The sequence below is a fragment of the Bombilactobacillus folatiphilus genome (assembly GCF_023380265.1).
Taxonomy (GTDB): Bacteria; Bacillota; Bacilli; order Lactobacillales; family Lactobacillaceae; genus Bombilactobacillus; species Bombilactobacillus folatiphilus.
Genome location: NZ_CP093366.1, coordinates 1229490 through 1250438, shown reverse-complemented (window position 1 = coordinate 1250438; position 20949 = coordinate 1229490). Strand labels below are relative to the sequence as shown.

General features: G+C 35.5%; 15 protein-coding genes and 2 pseudogenes. 12 read left to right on the top strand and 5 right to left on the bottom strand.

What is annotated here, in order from left to right; all coding sequences use genetic code 11:
- Positions 1 to 30 precede the first annotated feature (30 nt).
- Together MOO45_RS06335 and MOO45_RS06330 are read left to right on the top strand one after the other, a co-directional pair.
- Entirely contained in the window at positions 31 to 1977 is a 1947-nt protein-coding gene (locus MOO45_RS06335) for a site-specific DNA-methyltransferase (protein ID WP_249514084.1), read from the top strand.
- Positions 1978 to 1997: 20 nt separating this feature from the next.
- Complete coding sequence (locus tag MOO45_RS06330) at positions 1998 to 4970, top strand: restriction endonuclease (RefSeq protein ID WP_249514083.1); 2973 nt, start codon at positions 1998 to 2000, stop codon at positions 4968 to 4970.
- A 380-nt stretch (positions 4971 to 5350) separates the two neighbouring features.
- Here the strand turns inward: MOO45_RS06330 and MOO45_RS06325 are convergent, their stop codons facing one another.
- The gene (locus MOO45_RS06325; RefSeq protein ID WP_249514082.1) at positions 5351 to 5629 is read right to left on the bottom strand and encodes a type II toxin-antitoxin system RelE family toxin; all 279 of its coding nucleotides are present in this window, start codon (positions 5627 to 5629) and stop codon (positions 5351 to 5353) included.
- A gap of 2 nt (positions 5630 to 5631) precedes the next feature.
- Positions 5632 to 5802, bottom strand: a complete 171-nt coding sequence (locus MOO45_RS06320; protein ID WP_249515181.1) for a DUF6290 family protein — start codon at positions 5800 to 5802, stop codon at positions 5632 to 5634.
- Between the two features lie 432 nt (positions 5803 to 6234).
- Here MOO45_RS06320 and MOO45_RS06315 point away from each other — a divergent pair, with 432 nt between their 5' ends.
- The 9 genes and pseudogenes from MOO45_RS06315 to MOO45_RS06275 all read left to right on the top strand — a co-directional run bounded on the left by MOO45_RS06315 (position 6235) and on the right by MOO45_RS06275 (position 16359).
- A complete protein-coding gene (locus MOO45_RS06315; RefSeq protein WP_249514081.1) occupies positions 6235 to 8301 on the top strand; it encodes a site-specific DNA-methyltransferase in 2067 nt (688 codons plus the stop codon).
- A 1-nt stretch (position 8302) separates the two neighbouring features.
- Positions 8303 to 11315, top strand: a pseudogene (locus tag MOO45_RS06310) (type III restriction-modification system endonuclease).
- A 93-nt stretch (positions 11316 to 11408) separates the two neighbouring features.
- On the top strand, positions 11409 to 12050 hold the full coding sequence (locus MOO45_RS06305) for an HNH endonuclease family protein (RefSeq protein ID WP_249514080.1): 642 nt from the start codon (positions 11409 to 11411) through the stop codon (positions 12048 to 12050).
- Between the two features lie 222 nt (positions 12051 to 12272).
- Positions 12273 to 12446, top strand: a complete 174-nt coding sequence (locus MOO45_RS06300; protein WP_249514079.1) for a hypothetical protein — start codon at positions 12273 to 12275, stop codon at positions 12444 to 12446.
- Positions 12447 to 12606: 160 nt separating this feature from the next.
- Positions 12607 to 12960 (top strand): hypothetical protein, encoded by a 354-nt coding sequence (locus MOO45_RS06295; RefSeq protein ID WP_249514078.1) that lies wholly within the window; start codon positions 12607 to 12609, stop codon positions 12958 to 12960.
- A gap of 151 nt (positions 12961 to 13111) precedes the next feature.
- Positions 13112 to 13792, top strand: a pseudogene (locus MOO45_RS06290) (ABC transporter ATP-binding protein); the annotation flags it as partial.
- An 83-nt stretch (positions 13793 to 13875) separates the two neighbouring features.
- Positions 13876 to 14616, top strand: a complete 741-nt coding sequence (locus tag MOO45_RS06285; RefSeq protein ID WP_249514076.1) for an ABC transporter permease — start codon at positions 13876 to 13878, stop codon at positions 14614 to 14616.
- 3 nt (positions 14617 to 14619) lie between these two features.
- Positions 14620 to 15567: an ABC transporter permease gene (locus MOO45_RS06280; RefSeq protein ID WP_249514075.1), complete on the top strand. Its 948-nt coding sequence runs from the start codon at positions 14620 to 14622 to the stop codon at positions 15565 to 15567.
- A 135-nt stretch (positions 15568 to 15702) separates the two neighbouring features.
- Positions 15703 to 16359 carry a TetR/AcrR family transcriptional regulator gene (locus tag MOO45_RS06275; protein ID WP_249514074.1) on the top strand — a complete coding sequence of 219 codons (657 nt, stop codon included), beginning with the start codon at positions 15703 to 15705 and terminating at the stop codon, positions 16357 to 16359.
- A 172-nt stretch (positions 16360 to 16531) separates the two neighbouring features.
- Here MOO45_RS06275 and MOO45_RS06270 read toward each other — a convergent pair whose 3' ends face one another.
- Genes MOO45_RS06270 through MOO45_RS06260 form a run of 3 tightly spaced genes read right to left on the bottom strand, consistent with a single transcriptional unit; the run spans position 16532 to position 20274 of the window.
- A complete protein-coding gene (locus MOO45_RS06270; RefSeq protein WP_249514073.1) occupies positions 16532 to 17650 on the bottom strand; it encodes an iron-containing alcohol dehydrogenase in 1119 nt (372 codons plus the stop codon).
- Between the two features lie 23 nt (positions 17651 to 17673).
- A complete protein-coding gene (locus MOO45_RS06265) occupies positions 17674 to 19317 on the bottom strand; it encodes an acetolactate synthase large subunit (RefSeq protein ID WP_249514072.1) in 1644 nt (547 codons plus the stop codon).
- 24 nt (positions 19318 to 19341) lie between these two features.
- Positions 19342 to 20274, bottom strand: a complete 933-nt coding sequence (locus MOO45_RS06260) for an AEC family transporter (RefSeq protein ID WP_249514071.1) — start codon at positions 20272 to 20274, stop codon at positions 19342 to 19344.
- A gap of 212 nt (positions 20275 to 20486) precedes the next feature.
- Here MOO45_RS06260 and MOO45_RS06255 point away from each other — a divergent pair, with 212 nt between their 5' ends.
- Complete coding sequence (locus MOO45_RS06255) at positions 20487 to 20942, top strand: MarR family winged helix-turn-helix transcriptional regulator (protein ID WP_249514070.1); 456 nt, start codon at positions 20487 to 20489, stop codon at positions 20940 to 20942.
- Positions 20943 to 20949: the final 7 nt, after the last annotated feature.

Below are 20949 nucleotides of genomic sequence, written 5' to 3'. Positions count from 1 at the left end.
TTTGACAAGAAACAGAAGGAAACGATACTGATGACAGACAGACAGACAGACAGACAGACAGACAGACAGACAGACAGACAGACAGACAGACAGACAGACAGACAGACACTAAATAGTGTATCTGAAGAATCACTTGATTTACGGACTGATTTAATTAGGCGACTGGTGCAGGACGTGCCAGAAGTAGCTAGTGACGGTAAGATTGATCTTGATAAGCTAAAGCAAATTTTAGGTGATCAAGTTGAAGAAAATCCAGAACGCTACAATTTTACTTGGCATGGTAAAATGCAGTCGATGAAGTTAACCCAGCAGCCAACAACGGCGACGTTGAAACCTAATAAAGAAAAGTCTAGAAACTGGGATAAGACGAAGAATCTATATATTGAAGGCGATAATCTTGAAGTTCTAAAAATTTTACAAAAATCTTATTCTAATAAAGTGAAGTTAATTTATATTGATCCACCGTATAATACGGGCAAGGATTTTGTTTATAAGGATAATTTTCATGATTCAATGGGAAGTTATCTGGAACAAACAGGTCAAGTAGACGATGATAATAATAAAGTAAAAACTAATGCAGAAACAAATGGTCGCTACCATACTAATTGGTTGAATATGATGTATCCAAGATTGAAGTTGGCGCGTAACTTATTGACTGATGATGGCGTAATTTTTGTCTCGATAGATGAAAATGAAGATGAAAATTTAAAGTTGATATTTAATGAACTATATGGTGAAAATAATTTTATAGGTAAGATTATTAGAAAAACTAGATCTGCCGCTAATGATCCTCAAAATGGATTTAATCAGCAAAATGAGAGCTTATATATATACGCTAAAAATTGCGATTTAATGGCTTTGCGTGGTGATAAAAAGAATCTCGAAGATTATAAAAATTCTGATAATGATCCTAATGGTCCATGGAAATCTGAAAATCCCAGTGCTCGAAGTGGTTCTGATGGAACATATTTTGAAATTAAAAATCCATATACAGGAAAAATTGATTTACCGCCTAAGGGTCGCTACTGGGCTTTTTCAAAGAAAACGATGGATGCGTGGATTGATAGTGGAAAATTAGTTTTTAGTAAAACGTTAGAAAAAAATAAACGTGGCTTTATTGTTAAAAGTTATGTAAATGAATTGAAGAGTAAATATGGTACAGTTAATTCATTATTCGCTGTCGATAATGCTTATATGAATCAGCAGGCTACAAAATATTTAAGAGATGAGTTATTTGACGGTGAGAGTGTGTTTGATAGTCCTAAACCAATTTATTTCATTAAAAGGATAATGAAGTATGGTTCTGATAAAGACTCTATTATTTTAGACTTTTTCGCTGGTTCTGCAACCACTGCTGATGCTGTTATGCAGCTTAATGCTGAAGATGGCGGGCATCGTAAGTTTATTATGGTGCAGTTGCCAGAACAACTAGACAAGAAGTCTGATGCTTATAAAGATGGCTATCGTACCATTCCAGATATTGCTGAAGAACGGATTCGACGCGCTGGTGATAAGATAATTAATGAAAATCCATTATTTGCTGATAAATTAGACACTGGCTTTAAAGTGTTTGAATTAGATAAATCTAATATTCGCAAGTGGGATACGAATCCAGACAAATTGGCTGAGCAATTAAAGTTGGGCGAAAATAATCTAACAGATGATTCTAGTACGGCTGATTTAGTCTATGAAATTATGTTAAAGCAAGGACTTGAATTAACTTTGCCAATCGAAAAAGAGAGTTTAGCTCAAGCAGACATTTATAAGATTGCCTATGGTGCTTTGTTTATCGTTTTAGGCGCAAATATTAATGTCCAAGTGGCAGATAGAATTATAGAAATTATTAAAAAAGAAAAATTGGAAGATGTATCAGTGGTTTTACAAGATACTGGGTTTAGCAAAGATAGTGAGAAATTGAATACAATTGAGATTCTCAATGCTAGTGGTATTCAGTATGATGATATATTGAGTATTTAATAAGGATAGGGTATAGAGCTGTGAAAATAAAATTTGATACGTTAGACTATCAAACGCAAGCTGTCAATGCAGCGGTGAATGTGTTAAATGGGCAATTCGTTAAAGAATTGAATTTTACTGTGTCGGATACGTCCCCTGAAATTGATTTTTTGTCAGAAGATGGCATTGGAATTGGTAATCACATTATAATTGATGATGAAACAATGCTGCATAATGTTAACCAAGTTCAGTTAAAAAACAATATTGCTCCTAGTAAGAATTTATATGGTAAGAATGAGCATTTTCCACAATTTAATATTGAAATGGAAACTGGAACTGGGAAAACTTTTGTTTATTTAAAAACCATTCTGGAATTGAATAAAAAGTATGGTTTCAAAAAGTTTGTCATTGTTGTTCCTAGTGTGGCTATTCGCGAAGGTGTGTTAAAGACTTTTAACATTACTAAAGAATATTTCCGTAAGCAATATGATGCAGTCGTTTATGATTTATTTGTATTTGACAGCAGCAAATTAAATCGCATACGGACATTTGCATCTGCTAATTCGATCGATATCATGGTTACTACTATTCAAGCCTTTAATAAGAATAGTAATGTAATGAATAATGAAAATGACCAATTATCTGGCGTAAAGCCAATTGATATGGTGGCCGAAACTAGACCTATTTTGATCATTGATGAGCCGCAATCAGTTGATAATACACCGACTGCTAAAGATGCTATTAACAAACTTAATCCAGCAATTGGTTTTCGTTATTCAGCGACTCACCGTGATAAATCCTATCCAACAATTTACCGCTTGAATGCCGTTGATGCTTATAACCAGCAACTAGTTAAACAAATTGAAGTTTCTAGTCTTGAAGTTGATGAAAATGGCAATCGTGATCATTTAAAACTAAAAAGTGTCAAAACAGGTAAAAATGGTATTTCAGCTAAAGTTGAGGTTTATAAAAAAACTAAAGTGGGTGCTAAGAAGACTGATATTACTTTAAAACGCGGTGACAATCTGTTCAATAAGACCAAACTAGAAGCATACGACAATATGGGTTCGGTTGAAGATATTGACGGGACGCCTGGTGCAGAAGCGGTGTACTTTTCAGGTACACCAGACAAGATAACTTTGTCATCAGCCACATTAGAAGACGAGCAAATTAAGCAGATGCAAATTGCTAAGACAATTGAAGAGCACTTGGAAAAGGAATTAACTTTTAAAAAAGCTTGCAAAAGAATTAAAGTATTGAGCCTAATCTTTTTAGATAAGGTTGAAAATTATCGCACCTACGATAAGGACGGTAATGCCGTTCCTGGTCGGTATGCTAAAATTTTTCAAGAGGAGTATAATCATTTAATTTCACTACCAAGGTATAGAGAATTAAATGATTATGATGTTCCTACTGCTGAAGTGCATGATGGTTACTTTTCAAAAGATGGCAAAGGAAAATTAAAGAACAGCACTAAGGGTGAAAGTAAGGCTGACGAGTCGACTTACGAAACCATTATGCAAGATAAAGAAGGACTTTTGACTATGTATGATCCTAAACATCATACAGCTAAGGCCAATAAAATTCGTTTTATTTTTTCACACTCGGCGTTAAAAGAAGGCTGGGATAATCCAAATGTCTTTCAAATAGCTACTTTAATTGAAAATAAAGATGAAATTACCAAAAGACAGAAAATTGGTCGCGGACTGCGAATTGCTGTCAATGAAGATGGCGAGCGTGTACCTGGTTTTGACGTGAATACTTTAACCGTGATGGCAAATGAGAGCTACGAAGATTTTGCTAAAGGGCTGCAAAGTGAATATGAAGAAGATGGTGTAACTTTTGGAATATTTACTGCGGACACCTTCTCTATAATTCCGCTAAAATATGACCCAGTAACTGATGAAGAAGAAGTACTCGGTGAACTTAAAGCAGAGCAATTACTTACCGAGTTAAAGCAAAAAGATTATATTACGAAGCAGGGTAGAGCAACTGGTAGCTTAAAAAAAGCGATTAATGACCAACAAATCAACCTTTCAGAAGAATTTCAACCAATTGCGGACAAAATTTTAGCAGCTGCTCAAAATAATATCAAAAAAATCGATATTAAAAATGCTACAGATAAAATACCTGTTACTGTTGAACCAGAAGCCTTATCTTCTGACTTTCAAGAGTTATGGGATCGTATTAAATATAAGACAAATTATAAAGTTGATTTTAACTCTGATAAGTTTATTCATAAGGTGGTTAATAGTTCAGAAGGTCTTAATTCAATTCAAACAACTAGGGCAACATTGTCGTACTCAAAGGGTACACTTGATATTGGTAATGCTGGTATAGAAACTAGTGAAGTAAGTGAAGGAGCAGATCAGTTGAAGTATCAAGTAGCTTATCAATTGCCAGATATTGTTACTCACTTGCAAAGTTCGACTAACTTAACTAGACGAACTATTGTCAAAATTTTGACGCAAGTTGATAATTTAGATAGTTTTAAAAATAATCCGTTATCGTACATGGATCAGGCTACTAATATAATTAATTCTGTCAAAAATAAATTTATTGTAGATGGAATTGTGTATTATAAAAACGGTGACCAATTCGATCAAAAATTATTTACATCTGAAGTGCTGAATGCTTATAAAAATCATGATTTTAAAGTGGATCTTGCAAAGCATAAAACATTGACTGATTATATTGTGACTGACTCTGATGTGGAGAAAAGGTTTGCTGAAGATGCTGAAAAAGATGATGGTGTTCGGTTTTACATGAAATTACCTGACTGGTTTAAAATTCGTACTCCTTTAGGTTCATACAATCCTGACTGGGCGATTTTATATGAAAAAGCTGGTGAACAGCATTTATACTTTATTGTCGAGACAAAAGGCAATATTAATTTTGATGAATTACGTCCGCGTGAGTCTGAAAAAATTGCAGCTGGTAAAAAACATTTTGCAGCTCTTGATACGGGGATTACGTTTAAAAAGGCAACAGAAGAAAAAGATATCAGAGAATAAGGTTGCCACTTATGAGTATTTAAAAACTAAAGCTCTTGAATTTAAAAATTCGAGAGCTTTAGTTTTTTAATGATTATTTATTTATTTGCAAGACTTTTTAAATGTCTTGATACCTAGTTGAGCATTGTGGTACAAAACAAAAAGATAAGTCTTAAGTTTAAACCAAAACGTTCTTATCAGACTTGAGATTTAGGTGTCAAAGCCAAACATGATAGACCGATGGCCCTATTCGTCCAGAATGTCAGCTAAGGTTGATTTAATTAAGCATCTCATCAAGGAAATAAAGAAGTGAACGAATTCGGTATAAACTAAAAGACCAGACTTCGACATAACATCGGAATCTGGCCTTGGAGAAATTGATATAATGTTTTAGTAATCCTTCATCTTTTTCGTTTGTAAACATCATTTCTTTTACCTGCTTTGACGACAATGACCGTGAAAATTTTATCTTGAATATCAGCGATAATTCGATAACTTCCAACGCGATGTAGCCATAGAGTTCCCAGTTCACCTTCTAAAGCTTTTCCCCAGATACGAGGATTATCAGATCCCTCAATATGTTTATCGAGCCAATTGATAATGTGTCGCTGCACAGGTTTATCAAGGTCCCTTTGAAAATTTTTAAGGGCTTTTTGATTGAACGACCAAGTATATTTCATTATTATAGGCCCAGCTGTTTTTTAACGCATTCTCTAGATACATTTTGTCCATTAGATTCGCGGATATTTGTGACCGCATCTTGGTAATCAAGACTATCTTCCAGCTTTTCTAAAACAGCGTTACGCATGAACTCAGTTGAGGTTTGACCATCAAGATCAGCCTGTTTATGAATTAGATTTAAAATATCTTTATCGAAACGGATGGTGGTGGATTTGGTATTTTAGACCTTCTCTTATATTTGTTGCTAGTATCGTATCGAAGGTTAATTGCGTCTTCTGAAGTATAAATAAACCTATGTTTATCGTAAACTGGTTTATACAATCTTCGTTTTGAATTTCTATTTAAAATTTTATATTTTACTTGAATAGAACTTGTAACATGCCATTAATCTTAATAAAATTAACCTGTTATCAACTGCCAGAAGTTTTATTCTATTGTTGTCTTTAGAGCTAGTTGTGCACTGTGGGTAGGTATTATGGTTGTGTGGTATTAATAGTATTAGCTTTTTTAAGATGACGAATTAATAACTTAAGGTTGGAGTATAATTAATATAAAAATTAAACTGAAATTGATTTTAGTCATTAGACTAAATAGAAGGTAAAGTATGAAAACGTATAATGAAAAGTATAACGATAATGTAAAACCCAATTCGGCGGCATTGCAACATTTAAAAGCAGTCTTGCCGGAATATTTTACTAAGGATGATGAGTTTGACTTAGATAAATTGCGTGGTGAGTTAAAGCAAAATAATATTGATGAATTAAAAGATGGCTATCAACTCAATTTCATTGGTAAGGATTATGCTAGACGACAAGTTGGTGAATTGCCATCAACAGTGATTGTACCTGATGAGAAGCAAAATCAGGGTGAAGGTAAAGACAGTAAAAATTTATTTTTCACTGGTGATAATTTAGAAGTTTTACGGCATTTGCAAACAGCTTATGCTGGTAAGATTGATGTGATATATATTGATCCACCATACAACACGGGTAACGGTGATTTTGTGTATCCTGATAACTTTGAATATTCAGATGACAAGTTAAAAGAAATGTTTGGCTTAGATGATGAAGAAGTTGAGCGATTAAAATCGATTCAAGGTAAGTCTAGTCATTCAGCTTGGCTAACGTTTATGTATCCAAGATTGGCATTGGCTAAAAAATTGTTGTCAGATGATGGAGTTATTTTTATTTCGATTGATGATAATGAGCAAGCAAATTTGTCATTGCTTATGAATGAGTTGTTTGGAGAAGATAATTTAGCAGCTACTATCCATTGTCAAATGAGTACTACACAGGGAATGAAAGTTAAAGCTGCACAAATGGGTAATATTGTTAAAAATGCGGAGTATGTATTATGTTATACGAAAAATGGAAGAAGAAATATAGCTAAAGTACCAATTTATGATCATAGAGCAAAATACGACGAACACTATTCTCTGTATGCTAAAGATAATGGAGAAATTTGTCAGTTAAGTGAGGTTTATAATTTTCATTTTCCTAAAGACATGAATAATAAAAAGCCATTAACTTTGGCAGAAGCTTATGAAAAAAGTGATGATTTTGTAATGTTTGTTCGCTCTCATCTCGCAAACATTGTTCGCTCTCATCTCGCAAACATTGTTCGCTCTGATAAAGTAGGTAATTCAAAATCTAATTCTAATTTGAATACTGGATTTTGGATTGCAGAAATTCATGCAGGTAGACGATATTTACTAACTAAGGATTCTAACGGTAATATAAAGCAGCTACTAAGATTGAAAGATTCTTGGGGGATAGCGGATGATTATGAACATAGTGAAGGTCTAAGAAAAATACGTGGAAATTGGTGGAAAGGCTTTTATATTGATATGGGTAATATATCTAAGGAAGGGGGAGTTCAATTTTCTAATGGTAAAAAGCCGGTTAGACTTATATATCAATTATTAAAAATGCTTGGTAACACAAATTCTATAGTCTTAGACTTTTTTGCTGGTTCTGCAACCACTGCTGATGCTGTTATGCAGCTTAATGCTGAAGATGGCGGCCATCGTAAGTTTATTATGGTGCAACTACCTGAAAAAACTTACCACGTTAACAAAAATGGTAAAGAAGAACCAACTAAAGGTGGTAAAGCTGCCTATGATGCTGGGTTTAGATCAATTGATGAAATAAGTCGTGAACGCATTCGTCGTGCTGAAAGCAAAATTCGTGAAGATCATGGTTTAACTTTACCCGCAGATTTTGATGGAAGTTTTAAACATTACCGTGTAGTCAAACCAACTAAGCCAACGTTAGAAAGTATTGAAGACTTTGATCCTAAGACAACAGAATTGTTCACAGATATGCTGGATTCATTTTCAAGTGAAAAATTAGGCGTTCCCAGTAGCACAACCGGTGAACAAACCATTTTAACGACTTATTTACTTAAGGATGGTTATTCATTAGATGTGGAAATTCAACCAATTAAATTAGCTGATTATACAGCACGCCTAGTTGATAATCGTTTATATTTAATCCATGATGGGTGGAATAGCGCCGCAACTAAAGATTTATTGAATAAAATAGGTAATCATGAATTACATGTCACAACAGTTATCTTATTTGGGTATTCTTTTAATGTGGCAGATTTACGTGAAATAGACAATGGATTGAAGAATTTAGATCCAGCAGTTACTTTATATAAGAGGTACTAGAATGAAAATCCAATTAGAACGTTTGCCCCATCAAGTTGCTGCCGTTAAAGCAATTGATAAAGAATTTGCAGGTGTTGATGAGTATAGTCAAGACCCTGATGCCAATTATATTTATGCTAATCCGATTATTAAAGGTGCTTATAACGAACGAGATTACATTGATATTAAAATGGAAACGGGAACTGGTAAGACCTTTGTCTATACCCAAATGATGTATGAAATGCATAAGCAGGGTATTTTTAAATTTGTTATTGTTGTTCCTACACCAAGTATCAAGGAAGGTACCAAGAATTTTATTACCAGTGATTATGCAAGACAGTATTTTTCAGGTATTCCTGGCTATGAGAATGTAACTATTCAGTTAAATGAAATTAATGCAGGTGATTTTCGAGCTCGAAAATCTGGACGTAAAAATTTTCCAGCTCAATTAAGTGAATTCATTGAAGCTACTAGGCAAAATGTTAATCAAATCCAAGTATTGTTGATTAACTCCGGCATGTTGAGTAAAAATTCAGGAATGCATAAGAGCGATTATGACCAAACTTTACTTGGTGGTGAAACGAATCCGATTAAAGCCATTGCGGCAACACGTCCAGTAATTATTATTGATGAACCACATCGCTTTTCACGCGATAAGGTTACTTATAAGTCAATTGAAGAGATGAAGCCTCAATTAATTGTCCGTTATGGTGCAACTTTTCCTCAGATAACTAGTGGTAAAGGTAAAAATAAAATTATAAAGACTGATTACTATCGAGGAAAGCCGCAGTATAATCTGAATGCGATAGATAGCTTCAATCAAGGGCTAGTTAAAGGGGTTGATATTTATTATCCAGAAATAACAGAGGAACAAGCCAATAATCGTTATAAGATTAAGTCAGCAGTAGCTAAAAAATTAACTTTGACCAAGCACGGTAGTAGCAAAGAATATGAACTGGAAAAGGGACAAAGTTTATCTAGTATTGATGAAGATTTTTCTGGTGATATTATTTATAACGCAGATGGTGGGAAAACTTTTTCTAATGGCTTGGAAGCTAAACCAGGAATGGAATTAATCCCAGGAACATTCTCCGAAAGTTATCAAGATGAGATTATTGCTCAGGCAATCGATTGCCATTTTAAGGCTGAAGAAGCTAATTTTATGCGGCATGATAGTAGCTACACAGCACCAAAAGTTAAGACTTTGTCTTTGTTCTTCATTGATGATATCAGAAGCTTTCGTGGAAATGATGGCCATAAGGGCTGGCTAGCTGAACACTTTGAAAAGTTATTGACTAAGAAGTTGACTACCCTAATTAAAAAGTATGAAATGTCTATTAATGATCGTGAACGTGAATACTTGAGCTTTTTGAAGGCAACTTTACATGATTTACAGGCTGATGAACAAAGCGTGTATGCTGGCTACTTTAGTGAGGATCGTGGTAGTGGGGATGAAGCGATTCAAGCTGAAGTAGATGACATTTTAGTCAACAAAGAAAAATTACTAAGTTTTAAGGATAAAGCTGGTAATTGGATCACTAGGCGTTTTCTATTTTCTAAATGGACATTGCGTGAAGGTTGGGATAATCCCAATGTCTTTGTTATTGCAAAATTGCGAACTTCTGGCTCAGAAATTAGTAAAATTCAAGAAGTTGGTCGCGGCTTGCGCTTACCCGTTGATGAATTTGGTCATCGTTTGTCTCAAACAGAGTTTCCTAGTCGATTGTCGTTTTTAATTGGCTATGATGAAAAGGATTTTGCTCAGAAATTGGTAGGCGAAATTAATTCGCAAGCAGAGATAAAGTTAGATCATAAGAAATTGACTGATGAAATGATTAACGAAACGGTGAAATTAAGGCAAAAAGATGACCCTAGCTTTACTGAAGATGCTTTGTTAAACGATCTGGATCAACATGGGGTAATAACGCGTTCGAATGATTTTCGTGATTCTGTAGAGCTTAATGATCAAACATTATCGGGTTATGATGCTTTTCTTGAACTTTATCCTGAATTAAAGAATAAGATTAAAGTTGGAGCTGATAAAGTTCGTGATCAAAATAAGCGGACTACTCCAGTAACTGTCAAATTGAAAAAAAACAAATTGGGGCGAGTTCAAAAAAATTTGGCTTGAATTATCTAAACGTAAAATGATTATGATTGAGGACGCACCCGCGCTTAATCGGGCAGCGGAAACAGTCGCTAAATATGTTTTTAGCGATCATGATCGTAAGCACTTTGTTTTGTATAAAATGCAAATGAATAAAAGTGAGGTGGTAGTTAATAAAGAGGCTATTATTAGGGATAGTAAAACTAATCCTGATTATGATGTTAAATCACATCGAATGCCGTATGGAAAATTCTTAAAGAATTTGGCTCTTGAGACAGATTTATCTATTTCATTTTTGCATGAGCAGATGATTGCTGCAATGGCACGTTTAGATAATAATACTGATTACATCAACGAAAAGACTTTAGGTAATTTAATTAGTGAAATTACAACTAGGATTAATAATCAGGTTAAGAATAATTATAAGTATGTTTCATTAGACTTTACGGCTCCTACTTCAGTTTATGATCCAATAACTGATGAATTTGTAGATGCTGTTGCTGCCAATAGTATTGGCGTTAATTCTTCCGATAGTGTATTTGCTGATAAAAGATATTTATATGACCGTCCGCCGGTTAATTATGATAGTGTGCATCCTGAGTTAGATATTCTTAAGCAAGATTATCAGGATGTAATCGCATATGGAAAATTACCTAAAAATGCAATTAGAATTCCCCGTTATCAAGGAGGTACTACTACACCAGACTTTATTTTTAAAGTTAAGGGAGCTGACGGTGAGGTACGCTATTTGATGGTAGAAGCTAAGGCAGAAAATATGCGGATAGATGATAAAGATATTACCGAAACACAGCAAAAGTATTTTGATAAGCTTGCTGAAATTACTGAATCTAATGAAGTACACTACGTTGTTGCTACTAAAGAACAAGATGTGCATACAGCAATTGATAAGATGAGAGAGGAGAAATAAGATGCAATCATTAATGAATTTGGTTAAAGATGGAAAAGTTGAAAAGACAGGCGCTAAGCTTATGCTTTTGACGACGCACAGATAGAGTATATTATGCCGCAACGTTTAAATGCTGAATGGCGTTTGCAAGTGGTCAATGCTGATAAGGTTAAGAGACAATATGGTGGTACAATTGGCAACTTAACGATTATTAAGTACAACCAAGAAATGGGCAATAAGACGTATGACGAAAAAAGGGAGTACTACAAGGATTCGAACGTTTCTCTTACCCGAAAAGTGGCAAAAACTTATCATCATTGGAACAAGGAAGCTATTGCTGATCGTACGAAGAAGCTCACTGAAGAACTAATTACAATTTTCTCAATGCCGGACATCAAAGAAGTTGTTGAAATTGATATTACCGGTGAGTATCCAATTGATCAAACAGTCGATGTAACTGGTAAAAAGCCTGTGCAGATTACCATTAGTGGAAATGAGTACTCGGTGAAAAATTGGCGCCAGATGTTAGTAACTTTTTTGAACGATATTTGGAATAAAGATAGTTTGAATTTCGATCGCATTCAGGAAAATAATCAAATTAGTAGTATGTTATTTAAGTCTAATAGAAATCCGGAAAAATTGGAAAATGGAGCAGAAATTGAAACTAACTTTTCGGCTGCAGTCATTTTAGCGATTATTACTAAAATTTATGAAATTTGTGATATTGCAGATCAGGTTTCTTATACGATTAAGTAGAAGAATATGAGTGTAGTTAGATGATCACAGATTTTATGATGTAATAGCCACTTTACGAAAAACTTAACAACAAATCACCAATTTTTTGTTTGCTAAAGTTAGCCAGTTTAGCTGAGTTAAAAAGCGTTGTGTCCTACGATCCTTTACTGAAGTGATACTTTATGAAAAAAGAGGGACAGAGATGATCAGTTAGATTGCTCACAAGAAAGGGGTTCAATGCTAATGCAACAAATACAAGGTTATCAAGATAATTTGACGCGCTTGTGTGCATTTTACCAGAGTGATTTTTATCAATATTTACAGCAAAATGATCCATTATTTATTGAAGACATTGTCGGAACGCTTTGTGTTGATGGTGATAAGTCTGATCTATCGGCTTTATCAAGCTTTAGGTGAGAAGTTTAACCTCCCGGTTCGTAAATATTATTTACTTGATGAAGTTGATGGCTTAAAAAATAAGTTAGGCGCTGATGCGGTATGTGGCTGGAAGCAACTTTGAAATTACAATTCGAACTTTAAAATTTTGATGACTAATTATGAGGTGATTCGGGGCAATTTGAACTGGCATTTTGTTTGGCCTCGTCATAAAAATTCAACAATTAATACGTTATGGTATTCGAAATATAAAGATCGGATTGATTATTTTTTGTTTGATCTTAAGTGTTATTTTGCTGGACAAAAAACACCGATGGAGTCTGCTTATATCACTGGGACGACGCCGATATGGTTAAGTCAGTTTCCAGATTTTGTTAATCGAATGCAATTACAATTTTTTGTGAATGCAGATTATGAAGTACTTGATATTGCCTCCGGAAAGACACAAATTGTTGACCATTTGGCAAATTCAGAAGAAATTAAAGCATCTTTAAAAGAGTATGTATCACAATTATTAACATCACAGCTTCTATAATTAATCCAAATAACATTCAATTTAAAAATATTAGGACGTTACTTAATTAAAAGTAGCGTCTTTTTTGTGCTCAATCTAAGTAGTTGACAATTTTTCGCTTTAGTTTACAATGTAATCTGTACTTACAAAGTAAACTAAAAGGAGAACCAAAATGGATGTTTTACAGGTAACTGACTTATCTAAAACTTACAAAACTGGTAAAAAAGCATTAACTGATTTAAGTTTTGACGTTAAAAAGGGTGAGATTTTAGGCTTTCTTGGGCCTAATGGGGCAGGAAAGAGTACGACGATCAGTATTATTGCTACTTTGCTTAAAGCCGATTCAGGTACGATTAAATATTTTGACGATAGTCATCTTAGCGGCAAACAAATTAAATGCAAGCTAGGAGTGGTCCCGCAGGACATTGCAATTTATGAAGATTTATCTGCTTATAAAAATGTAAAATTTTTTGCAGCTTTATATGGAGTTAAACGAAATTTGATTGATCAGAAAGTAAGAAACGCATTAACAAAAGTGGGTTTACTCGAACGTAAGGATGATCTACCAAGCAGTTTTTCGGGTGGGATGAAGCGACGCTTAAACATTGCTTGTGCTATTGCTCATGAGCCAGATTTGATTATTTTTGATGAGCCGACGGTGGGAATTGATCCGCAATCACGCAATCATATTTTGACGTCTATTAAAGGAATGCGCGATCAGGGTGCGACAATTATTTATACGACGCATTATATGGAAGAAGTAGAGCAAATTTGTGATCGCATCATTATTATGGATGGCGGCAAAATTTTGCTTAATGACACTTTGCATAATATTTTACGAGATTATACTGGACCTAAAACTGGTAAACATAACTTAGAAGATGTTTTTTTGTCACTGACTGGTAAAAGTCTGCGCGACTAAAAAGGAGAAATGGAATGTTAACGATCATGAAGCAAGATTTACGAACCTTGCTAAAGAATAAGCCAATTATGTCTTATTTAATTGTGTATCCACCACTGCTAATCATCCTAATGGGTTTTGTCTGCAGTGGAATGTTTAGCGGCGACATATTGACTTCTTACGATTATTATGGTGTCACAATGATAATTTACCTATCTTTAGCGACAACAATTATTTTGCCGGAAATGTTGTTTGGCAGTCATGTTAAATTAGCGAATCAGCGTATTATTTATACGCCAATTGCCCGCAGTAAAGTTTACTTGGCTAAATTGTTAGTAGCGATTAGTTTGTCTTATTTAATTTTGGCAATTTACTTAATTTTGTTTAACGCTACCGGACTAGTTAATTTTGGTGGGAAGCAGATTAGCTACGTTTTGCTGCTGGACTTAGTTCTTGTTACTTTTTCGATTACTTTAGGTGGCGCATTTTGCGTCTTAATTAAAAGCGAAGATTTAGCAACTAAACTATTGAATATCTTGATTAATGTCTTTGCTGTTCTCTCAGGATTATTTTTTCCGATGACGATTTTTGGAAAAAAGGCAGCACAAATTTCTAACTTGTCTCCTGTTTCTAAAGTTACCAATAGTTTTTTTGGAGTGATCTACGATCATAATTTGGGTCAGGTAACTAGTACAATCGCCATTTTGTTAGCTTGTTCGATAGTCTTTTTACTGATTATTCATCTATTGTATAGACCAGAAAAGTTTAAGGAGTAGCAAATGTTAATTTTAAAAAATAATTTTTCAAGCTTTTGGCATAAGAAAAGCTATGTCATCCTAACGCTGCTTGTTTTGCTTGTCATGACGATTGCATCTGCATATTTTGTGACGATGAAAACGCCAAAAGCCGAAATCGGCGTTCGTCCAAGTGCCACAGAATTATTGAGGGGAAACTTGAATTCCAAAAAAATGACATTTAAAAAGGTGGTTAAAGATGATCATTATTATCAGAACTTACTGACAGGGAAGTATGATGCTTATATTACGAAAAATAATGATCAATATCATGTCACAACGATTCGCAAGACGGACTTGAGTAGGCAGCTGACTGCATCTTTGAACCATAAGAAATTTTCTGGAAGTGTAAAAACGTCTAAGCAGACATTTAAAATTTTATTTAGTGTTTTGACACTAAGCATGATGATGTTGGCAATCATTTTGACGAAATTTTATTTTGATGATCGAAATGGGCTAGATAAGCGAATTTTTCTGAGTGGAACGGGGACGGGCTCATATATTATCCAAAATCTCTTATTTAACTTTTTAGTTTTATTAATTATTGGAAGCTTAAGTGTCGCAATTGTTTTGCCGTTATTTAATATCAAGTTGTCACCTGCATTGTTTGGCGGAGTGGTACTGAGTTCACTTGTTTCTGCGTCATTTGGCTTAATGCTGGCAACTTTGACGGCTAATAATGAAGGAACACTGGGGATTGGAACCATGTTGATTGCACTGACAACATTGCTTTCCGGCGCCTTTTTTCCAGTCAAAAAAGGCTCAATTCAAGCAGTGATTCAATATTGGCTGCCCCAGCATTATTTGGCTCAGTTTGGTAAATATTTGGATGGAAGCAAAGATATTTCATTAGGAATCGTAATGATCTTATGCTATACAATTGCGTTTACAGTCATTGCAGTAGCGGCACAGAAAAAGAGGATGACAAATTAAAATGACAAGAACAAAAAACTTATTGGTTAGCGGCGATTATTGTTCTCTTATGTTCGCAAATTAGATTGCAAGAGTAAGATTTTATTTTGCTAACGGCGCATATTTACGGTATATTTTTTTCATTGGATTCAATAAATGATGAAAGGAATTATGAAAGTGATTTCAAGACCAACTAAAGAAACGTTAAGCAATTCGTATATTTTACAAGTGGCATTGGATTTGATTGATCAAGTGGGGTTAGAAAAATTCACAATGCGTAAACTGGGTACTGAGTTAGGTGTGTCAGCAATGGCAGTTTATCGCTATTTTCCGAATCAAAAAGTTCTGTTTGATAATTTAGTTGAAGGAATTTGGCAAGAAGTTTTGAGTTTTAAGCTAGATGAAAAATTGGCCTGGCAGAAGCAGTTGACCAACTTGTTGTTACATTTGCGTCAGGTTTTAGCACAACATCCAAATGTTTTGCCCTTAATTTCAACAAGACCGATTGTGACTGATAAAGAATTTGTTTTGGTTGATAAAATCTTGACTAATTTTGTTAAGGTTGGTCTTGAAATCCAGCCTACAACGGTTTTCTTAATTAATTCGTTGATATTTTATACCATTGGGTTTGTGTGGGGGGAAGATATTGATGATAAAAATTCGAATCTTGACCTTGCGGCACCTGATTATTTTCAATCTAAATCTGTTGTATTGCAAAAATTTATGCAACCATTTCAAGAATCCACAACTCAATTTAGTTTTGATGAACAATTTTTAATGGGTATCAAGGCTATTCTAGCTGGTTGGCAGTGAAAAATATTATTGTGAGTTTAATTATGAAGTGCAAGATATTGTCAGTGGGAAGATAAAAGTATTTTTGAAAAAGTACGTATCACACTTATCGACATTAAAAAATGCGTAACAAAAAAGACCAAACTTGTCTATTGTGGACATTTTGGTCTTTTTGAATAATCTGTAAACTGATTTACAACAAATTTTGATAAATATCGGCAACATCCTTTTCGCTCAAAGTGATTGGTGAATTAACCATCAAACGTTGCTGATTTTCCATAACTGATTGCGCAAAGTCTTGGCAAGTTTGCTCGGTCATGCCGATTTGGCTCAAACTTTGATTAGGCAAAATATGATCAATGAGTTTTTCTAATTCATCTAGTGCTTGTTGCGGCGCAACGGGTAAAACGGTGGCCAAGATATTTTCTAAATCGGTTAAATCAGCACCTAAGGCTTGATACTTTTTGAAAGTACCGCTGAAGACTAAATAATTGGATTGGCCGTGGGCAATATGATAAGTGGCGCCAATCGGGTAAGCTAAGGCATGGACGGGACCGCAGCCAGCATTACCAAAAGCGACGCCCGCCATGGTACTAGCCTCCAAAAAATCTAACAACAATTGACCTTTGGGTGTATGACCAACTTGTTGATGAACGATAATTTGGTTATAACCTTGGATAATGGTTTTCATAGCTTGCACAGAAAAAATTTTGCTGAAGCTTGTTGCTTTAGGTGATAAGAATGATTCAATTGCGTGCACCAAAGCGTCGATTGAACTGGTGGCAAAGACTTTATAAGGCATTGTGGTAGCTAATTGGGGTACCAAATAAACTTGGTCCGCGTACATTTGTGGATAAGCCAAACCAACTTTGGTTTGTTTGGCTAAGAAGTTGAAGACAGCAACATTCGTGACTTCACTCCCCGTTCCCGTAGTCGTAGGGACAATCACTAATTGCCGTTTCTTGGGTAATTGAGCGCCTTGTTCAGCAATTTTTTGCATATTAACGCCAGATCCATAAACTAACAATTTAGCGTTATCAATCACGGAACCGCCACCGATTGCCAAAATGCGGTCGTAATCTTTTTGATTGACTTGTGCCAGTAATTGATCGGCTGCTTGGTCAGTTGGTTCGCCTTGAATATAATTTTCCAAATAAATCACATCTAGCGGTAAATTATCTAAATCTAAATGCGGTTCGATGATATATTTATTTGTTAACAATAAATCATGGGTGCCAACGTTCAACTCTTTAAATAAAGTCGGTAAATCGGCCACACTCGTAATGGTGGGACGGATACTAAATTCGTTCATAGGGAAAAACCTGCTTTCTGTAATTATAATGAAATCGTGACTTTACCTAGTTTGTTGATTAATTTCATATTTTCGGAATAATCAACCGGGCAAATAATGACGTTCACTTGTTGATTGGTGAGACTCGTTTTCAAAGTTTGAACTAAATCAGCACGACTTTGAACCATATGAGCGTTAGCACCAAATGATTTGGCATAACTAATCAAATCAGGATTGTGAAAATCAACTTCAGAATGATGCTCCATTTCCATATCCATCTTCCATTTAATCAAACCGTAAGCTTGATCGACCCACACCAGATTGGTCATCGGCACATGATAACGAACGGCGGTTTCTAATTCTTGGGAATTCATCATGAAACTACCATCGCCCATCACTGCCAAAATATTTTTATCAGGACATGCCAACTTGGCACCGATAGCTCCGGGTAAAGTCCAAGACATTGTGGATAAGCCGTTATCAATCAATGCCGAATTGGGCGTATACGTCTGATATAAGCGTGCCATCCACATTTTCAATGCACCCGTATCCACCAAAACAATTCCTTGATCATCGACGGCTTCGCGTGTGGCCGTGACAATTTGTTGGGGGGTTAATGGAACTTGACTTTCTTGTTGGCCCGTGGTTAATTCAGCTTGCACAGCGTCTTTGATTGCTGGTTTGAGGTCTTGAGCTTGAAAATCAGATAACTGTTCTTGTAATAGCGGCACCGTTGCTTGCAAATTACCAATTAAGTTTTGACTCACAGTATAATGAGCATCTGTGTCTTCTTGAAAATCATTGAGGTGGATAATTTGTTTATCACCATCGGGATTGATTCGATTCGGGTCAAACTCAGATAACTCATAACCAATGGTCAAAATAACATCAGCTTGATCGTATGCAAAGTTTTCATAATCATGCCGCATAAAACCGATCACCCCTAAAGATGATGGTAAGCGATCATCAATGGCGCCTTTACCCATGAAGGTCGTTGCTGCCGGCAAATTGGTTTGTTTGATGAAGTTATTAACTTCTTCGCTAGCGTGATCGCGGATCACACCCATACCGATTAATGCGATAGGATGCTGAGCCTTTTTAATAATTTGCGCTGCGCGTTGTAAATCAGGTGTTTGGGGCACGGTCAAGTTAGCCGGTGTGGAAGCTGTTTTAGCAATGGCAGGGACAGCTGGCATTGGTTCAATATCTTGCGGAATGCCTAAATAAACGGGACCGGGACGCCCATTAACGGCTTGATTGAACGCTTTATTGACAATTTCGGGTGTTGCGTTAGCTGCATAAACATTTTCGGACCACTTGGTTACCGGTTGAAACATCGCGCGTAAATCAATGACTTGATGGGATTCTTTATAAATTCGGTTCAAGCCGCCTTGCGCGGTAATAGCGATCAGTGGTGTGGAATTAGTTTTAGCATCAGCTACTCCTAAAAGCAAATTAATTGCTCCCGGTCCTAAAGTGGCGGTGGCAACACCAGGTTGGCCGGTCAAGCGACCGTATACGTCAGCCATGAATGAAGCACCTTGTTCGTGACGAACTAAAATGAATTGAATTTTGTCTGAGTCGTGAATGGCGTCCACGATGCGAATATTTTCTTCACCGGGAATACCAAAAACATATTTCACACCCCGATCTTCTAAAATCTGAACAATTTGTTGAGCAATATTCATAAGTCTTACTCTCCTTTATTAAATTTAGATGCCTAAGAAAACAATGATGAAACCTAAGGTGAAAACTGACAAAACAGTACTTAAGAACAAAGTTGAAGCCATTTCACGTTCGGCGAGTTGATATTGATTGGCAAAAATCGTGCAAATGGCGGCGGTTGGAATGCCTAAGGAGACCAACGATTCGCGTAAAGTTTGTGGTGCCACGTGACAAACTTTCATAAGAGCGTACATCACTAGTGGAATGATGATAATTTTGGTTAGAGTATTGGCCCAGACGGGGAGTGACAATTTGGGCTTCTTTTCAAAGAGGACGATTCCTGAAGAAAAGAGTGCTAAGCCGCCAGTTGCTTGACCCAACACGGAGAAACAACGTTCCCAGTCAGGGGAAATAGTTAGGCCACAGATAACCAAGATAAAGGCTAAAATGGGTGCCCAAACCACCGGTTTTTTGAACGCATTTTTTAAATTGGTACCAAGGCTAATTTTTTGTTTGGATTGACTGGATAATAAAATAACCGTCAACGGGACTTGAATAATATTCATGACTAAGCCACCGATTGAGACTAATAAAGCACTTTTTGCTGGAAAAAGGGCTCCCAGAACAGTTGGTCCGACGAAAGGAATCGCGGGTCCTGTAATTGCTAAAGTCCTCAAAGCAGCAATGGAAAGTTTGTTTTTGAATAAGTAAAGTAAAACTAATAGAACAATTACATATCCGCCAACCATACCAATGAAAATCCATAAAGCAACTTGAATATTTTTTAACAAAATTTGACCATTAGTTGCAATAATTCCGCCGAATAAACTCAACGGTAAGGTATAATTCATGACTAATTTATTAATTTCGGCGGCGCTGTCACCATTAAAATCTTGCCGAAAGCCTGCAAAATAGCCAAGCATTAAAGTGACAACTACTGGCAGTAATGCGCTGATTAACGTAGAAATCACTTGGGTCATCTCCTTTGTATTGAAAAGTTAAGTAGTGAACGTTCACAAAGCAACCATAATACTATGTGAATAGTTTGTCAATTACATTTTAGGAATTTGTTCACATAAATTAGTGAATAAATATTCAAAAAAAGTGACGCAAATTTGATGACACGGGCGTTAGCAGCTAAAATCGTAAAAGAAGAATTAAAAATCTGTTAAACTAATTGAAAAGGTAGGTAATGATGATGACGGATAATTTTTATCCAGGGGATTTAGCCCAATATTTTTCGGTAATTCACCGTGCGTTTTTACACGAGACGCATGCGTCCTATCAAAAATTACATTTGAATGCGACCAGCGCTTATATTTTGGTCTTGTTATGTAAAACAGGTCCGCAAAATCAGAATTTTATTGCGAAAACTTTATTAATTAGTAAGGGACAAATCACGCGGGAAATCCGGCATTTGAAAGCAATGTCCTATGTGACACAACAAGTGTCAGATCAAAATCACGCGCACAATATTATTTCGTTGACGCCACAAGGGTGCCAAATTTTATCCCAAGTGGAATTGATTCGGAATCAGTGGTGGCAAGATCGGCTTGATTTTAATCAAGTTAATGATGATTCGTTATTTGAACCGACGTTAAGGAAAATTGCGCAAGAATTAATTCAGCGATCTAAAAAAGAAAGTTGAAGTTGTG

Bases quoted from the DNA above. Each gene is read 5' to 3' on its own strand.
- MOO45_RS06260 (WP_249514071.1), bottom strand. From the start codon at position 20,274: ATGACCCAAGTGATTTCTACGTTAATCAGCGCATTACTGCCAGTAGTT.
- MOO45_RS06280 (WP_249514075.1), top strand. From the start codon at position 14,620: ATGTTAATTTTAAAAAATAATTTTTCAAGCTTTTGGCATAAGAAAAGC.
- MOO45_RS06300 (WP_249514079.1), top strand. From the start codon at position 12,273: ATGCAACAAATACAAGGTTATCAAGATAATTTGACGCGCTTGTGTGCA.
- MOO45_RS06270 (WP_249514073.1), bottom strand. From the start codon at position 17,650: ATGAACGAATTTAGTATCCGTCCCACCATTACGAGTGTGGCCGATTTA.
- MOO45_RS06265 (WP_249514072.1), bottom strand. From the start codon at position 19,317: ATGAATATTGCTCAACAAATTGTTCAGATTTTAGAAGATCGGGGTGTG.
- MOO45_RS06255 (WP_249514070.1), top strand. From the start codon at position 20,487: ATGATGATGACGGATAATTTTTATCCAGGGGATTTAGCCCAATATTTT.
- MOO45_RS06315 (WP_249514081.1), top strand. From the start codon at position 6,235: ATGAAAACGTATAATGAAAAGTATAACGATAATGTAAAACCCAATTCG.
- MOO45_RS06285 (WP_249514076.1), top strand. From the start codon at position 13,876: ATGTTAACGATCATGAAGCAAGATTTACGAACCTTGCTAAAGAATAAG.
- MOO45_RS06305 (WP_249514080.1), top strand. From the start codon at position 11,409: ATGCCGCAACGTTTAAATGCTGAATGGCGTTTGCAAGTGGTCAATGCT.
- MOO45_RS06325 (WP_249514082.1), bottom strand. From the start codon at position 5,629: ATGAAATATACTTGGTCGTTCAATCAAAAAGCCCTTAAAAATTTTCAA.
- MOO45_RS06275 (WP_249514074.1), top strand. From the start codon at position 15,703: ATGATGAAAGGAATTATGAAAGTGATTTCAAGACCAACTAAAGAAACG.
- MOO45_RS06335 (WP_249514084.1), top strand. From the start codon at position 31: ATGACAGACAGACAGACAGACAGACAGACAGACAGACAGACAGACAGA.